The 4818-nt window shown below is 36.7% G+C and carries 4 protein-coding genes; 3 read left to right on the top strand and 1 reads right to left on the bottom strand.

Annotation, left to right across the window (positions count from 1 at the left end; all coding sequences use genetic code 11):
- The 3 genes from PX484_RS01665 to PX484_RS01675 form a co-directional block, all read left to right on the top strand.
- Positions 1-112, top strand: a 112-nt coding sequence (locus PX484_RS01665; RefSeq protein ID WP_036400142.1) for a transposase, incomplete at its 5' end; no start/stop codon positions are given.
- 116 nt (positions 113-228) lie between these two features.
- Positions 229-402, top strand: coding sequence for a S26 family signal peptidase (locus tag PX484_RS01670; RefSeq protein WP_370445071.1), 174 nt, complete (start codon positions 229-231; stop codon positions 400-402).
- 159 nt (positions 403-561) lie between these two features.
- Complete coding sequence (locus tag PX484_RS01675; protein ID WP_287765230.1) at positions 562-3642, top strand: patatin-like protein; 3081 nt, start codon at positions 562-564, stop codon at positions 3640-3642.
- Positions 3643-3806: 164 nt separating this feature from the next.
- On the opposite strand, the gene PX484_RS01680 is transcribed toward PX484_RS01675, so the two are convergent.
- The coding region (locus tag PX484_RS01680) for a S8 family serine peptidase (protein WP_288102717.1) at positions 3807-4818 on the bottom strand (1012 nt) is incomplete at its 5' end.

Genomic DNA, 4818 nt, shown 5'->3' on the forward strand with positions numbered 1-4818 from the left:
AGTTGAAGGAATTAATAATAAACTGAAGGTGATTAAAAGGAGAGGCTATGGATTTAGAAACTTTAAAAACTTTAGTCTTAGATGTTTATTAAATTGGCATTTTGCTAGTTGATTTTACATGGTAAGTTCGGAAGAACCTTAAATGATACCAATCAAAGAGTATTATCTTTTAGAAGCACCGCGCTATAATTTGCCGTTAATTCAGGTTCCTTCTGGTGAATATTTTTCATGGGAGATAATCGTAATCATAGCAACGATTTCCATATCTGGGGATTTTTACCAGTCAAGAACCTGATTAGCTGTGCAGTTTTTCGCTTTTTCCCACTGCATCGCTTTAGCTGGTTTTCTGACTTCTGTTTTCCGGCAACCTCAAATACCAGGATAAATGTAAAGATTTATTAAAATATAGTGTAGGATACAACGTTTGTGGCGGGGTGGTGTGTATCCTTTTATATTGGGAAATGTGGTAGAGCGTCCCAACCCTGATCGCAAAAACCGCCACAAACGACTCCCAACTGTATCTGTCCCTTTTAGAACGCCAAATAACTGTGGAGACTTGCTATGACTGCAACACCTGGTCAAAACACACAATCTTCGTCAGCCACTTGCTTGAAAAAACCAGATTTTCGTAGGGAAACTCGCTTAGGATTAGTGCTTTATGGTGGGGTTTCTCTAGCAGTTTATATGAATGGTGTTTGTCGAGAATTTTATAACGCAACAAGGGGTCGGGGGATTTATAAATTAATTAAAGCACTGACAGATTCAGATATTGTTGTTGATATTGTATCGGGAACTTCAGCGGGAGGAATTAATGGAGTTCTCTTGAGCTATGCAGTTGCTAATAGCTACGAAAAAATTGTAGTTGACTTTAAGGAATTTGGAGATATTTGGCGAGAAAGTGGAGATATAAATAAATTACTGCGTCCGATCAAAAAAGAAAATAATCAGACCAATGTCAACTCTCTTTTAAACGGCGAGGGATACTATCAGGAAGAACTTTTTAAAGCTTTTGAAAAAGCTGGAAATAACCAACAATCTGCTCCTGATGGAGAATGGTATTCAGAGTTTAACGAATTAGATTTGTTTATCACTGGCACTGATGTTTTAGGAAGAATCTATAAAACCTTTGACAACACTGGAAAAGTCATCGAAATAAAAGATAATCGTTGCGTTTTTCATCTTAAATATCGAGAAGATCAAGATTTTGGAGATCCTTTTTCTACGACAGATAAAGATACTCAACAAGCCTTAGCTAAACTCTGTCGAATCACCTCTTGTTTTCCCCTGGCTTTTCCCGTAGTACCTGTCGAAATCAAGTCTGATAATAAGGTAGATAACCAACTACAAGAATGGGGAAAGCTTTTGAGAAATCGCATCCTTCCGCAAGAACCTCCAAAAGAGGGATATAAAATCTATTTTGTTGATGGGGGAGTTCTAGATAATCGTCCTTTTAGTTATACCACTGAAGCCATTTATTATCGTACAGCAGATCGTCCTGTCAATCGTCAATTATTTTATCTCGATCCCAATCCGGAAAGCTTTGTTGACAGTACCAAATTTAAAGAAATGGAGCAACCTACTGTTTGGGAAGTCATCACAGGTTCTCTAATCAGTTTACCCAGATATGAAAGTATTAGCAAAGATCTTCAACAAATCAAAGGTATTAACGACAAAATTCGTCGCTATAATTTGTTATTAAAAAGTGTTGATGAAGAAGTATCTGAACAAACAACAGAAGCCAAAAATCGTTATTGGAGGTGTCGTTTAGTCAGTTTAAGAGATAGTGTTCTCTCCGTAATTTTTGACAATCAATATTTTGTTGGAAAAGAACAAGAACAGGAAGAACTATTAGAAAAAAGTGCCAGTTTATTGACCCAATTTATTAATAATTCTGAGGAAATTAAAAAGCGAGAGGAAACTTTAAACTCCCTAGCTCAAGATGTTGAAAATCTAGATATTCAATATGCTATTAGAAAACATAACTTTCTCTTGTCCCAAATTTACTCTCTGATATCTGATGCTATTACTAAAGATACAGATGATATTACCAAATATACAGAGTTGAAAAATTTAGCCAATAAAATCACTTGGCTGCTAGAGTTGCTCAAAGTCATTGATCAGGTTATCAAAGAAGTGATAAAATCCGAACCTGTTCGACAAAAATTTTATCAACTCATCACAGAAGAGGAAGAGGACAATAATCAAGAATCTGTAAATTTGAAGCGCAAAAAAATATATGATTATCTATTAACGTTGTTGCGTCTTATCTTAGATAGTCAAGATTTAGCCGATGTTACCGTAGAAAATCTCAAAGAGCTAGATTTTGACAAAATCAATTTTATCCGGGGACAATTACGGAACAGGGTTAAAGTTATGGCTCTAGATCAAGATTGGGAAGCATTAACTATAACCAAAGGTGAAACAATATTAGAAAAAATAGAACAAGCTTCTGCGAAGTTGTTAACTGAACAATCGGAGAATGTAGAATCAGCAATTGGCAAATTTGAGAAATTTCAGCTAATTGATCAAGTAATATATCCCTATCAATATTTGTCCGATGTCCAAAACAACAGTCTAATTAAACTTGTTCGTATTTCTCCCAATGATGCTGATAAAGGATTTGGCAAAGATAAGGGACTTGAAGAAAAATTAGCTGGAGATCAATTTCGTGCTTTTGGAGGCTTTTTTAAGAAATCTTGGCGTTCTAATGATATACTTTGGGGACGGTTAGATGGACTCAACCGTATTGTTGATGGGTTATTAACTTCAGAATCCTTAAAAGCCTTCTCTGGAGTTGTAAGTCGCCAAATTAAACTAGAACAATTCTCAGGAACTCAGGAAGAGAAAATTCAAGAATACGTCAAGCGACTTGTTGATGAATCTTTTCCCGTTGATGAATCTTTTCCCACAGAAACACAAACAGAAAAAAATGAGCTAATTCAAGACTTAATTAAACTTGCTCAACCTAATACAACCCTTGCAAAAGAAGAATTAGAAGAATTCTTAAATAAGCTTGTCAGTTTAGGACATAGTGCTATTCTTAAGGAAAATTTAGGGAATGTATTCAAAGACGCAATTTCTGAACAATTGGAATGGAATCAACAAAAAATTGACTCAACTCCTGAGCCAAACTACAAATATGTTGGTGGCTATTTTGACAAAGCAGTAACTCCCTTAGCTGCTGCAAAAATTGCTCAACGTTCCCTAAAAGATTTAAAAGGGAAAGAAAAAGAATACTTCCTGGGTGAATATGGAGTTGGTTCAGAAACAATAGTGAAAGATATACCTTCTAATATTCTCAAAAGTTTAGGCACTCGGTCAGCGATAATTTTGAGTGATATCATAGAATCTAGTAAGACTGGTAAGCGACTGCTGAGACTTCAATCTTATCAGCTTCTCAAACAAATTCTGAATATATACTATTTCCTGTCCCAAAGAAGTAGTCCCAGCAGCTATAAAACACAAGCCTCTCCCCTCATCTCTGCTTTGAAATCATTGCTTCTTTTTATTATTGGATTTGGAGTAATAGCCTATCTACTAAATGTATTACCAAGATGGGCTGTGTTGACCATTGCAACCTTAGCATTACTCTGGATAATAAAAAGCTTATTGGGACTATTATTCGGGAAGACCTCTAAATAACCGCTGGCAGCTGTGCCAAGGAAAAATCAAGGTCCTGTAGGAGTTGCCATGGGGGAGAGAATCTGGTTATTAAAAACTGATTATCTATTCCCTCTTTTGCATGAGTGCCTGTTGCATGAGCGCCTCTCCTCACTTACTCACTTACTCACTTACTATCATTTTTATTATTCGGGAACCGTCCACCAAGCGAGAGCAAAAGCTTGTTCTTTTTCATTAACTTGTTGACGATATTGAACCCGAATTTTATAGTTTCCAGAGATGGGGACAGGACAAAAAATATGCTCTAAACTATCGCTATCACTCAGGGAAGCACAGGTGTATTTATTATTATTATCCTCCTGGGCAGGTAAAAGATAAACATCTAAATTATTCAGGCCGCGATCCTGGAAACTTTCATCGAGATCATAGAGATTATTGCGATTAGTATCGATTAGTTCTACCAAACGATCCCAAGCCAAAGTTATCGAAACAAAACTATTAGCTTTTAATGGCTTCTCTAGGGCATAATCTTGATAACTATTAGCGGTAACTGTAGCGTAATCCCAACCAATAGCAGGAATAGATTCTGCGGCGGACCATTGACCATTACTAAACTGTTGGTAGGCGCGAAAAGTGTTAAGATGTCCCGTCCCCATCTGCATATCTAAAGGAATTTTCGGGTCTTTATAAGCATCGGACTCTAACCAAGTTTTTTGGTCTTTAGTTAAGACCGTCCGTCTCATACCTAATCGTAACCCATCGCCCTTATCTTTAATTTTATCGGCAGCATTAAGCATTACTGCTTTCATCACTTGATGATGACGAGAATCGAGACTCCAATGGGGATTTTTTTGATTAATTTGTTGATCGCCGTATTCTTGTAAAAGTGCCACCGATGCCGTAATATGAGGAGCGGCGAAACTGGTGCCACTAACAGTATTTAATTTACCTTTGAGGTCATAAAGCTCTATTTTATTGCCGGGAGCAACTAAATTAATTGACCGTCGCGAACCATCATTAATTTCCCGTTTAATTAAACTGCGACCAATACCCACCGGCAAAGCACTAATATTAGCAAAATCAACTTTAGTGAATTTTCCTTCTCTTGTCGCTGTATAAGCGGTAGTAATGCCGTTAAAATGATCGGTGGGAATGGGAATTCCTCCCTTACCTTGATTACCAGCAATTACATAAAGA

The sequence above is a fragment of the Microcystis sp. M49636_WE2 genome (assembly GCF_030065375.1).
GTDB lineage: Bacteria > Cyanobacteriota > Cyanobacteriia > Cyanobacteriales > Microcystaceae > Microcystis > Microcystis aeruginosa_C.

Bases quoted from the DNA above. Each gene is read 5' to 3' on its own strand.
- PX484_RS01670 (WP_370445071.1), top strand. From the start codon at position 229: ATGGGAGATAATCGTAATCATAGCAACGATTTCCATATCTGGGGATTT.
- PX484_RS01675 (WP_287765230.1), top strand. From the start codon at position 562: ATGACTGCAACACCTGGTCAAAACACACAATCTTCGTCAGCCACTTGC.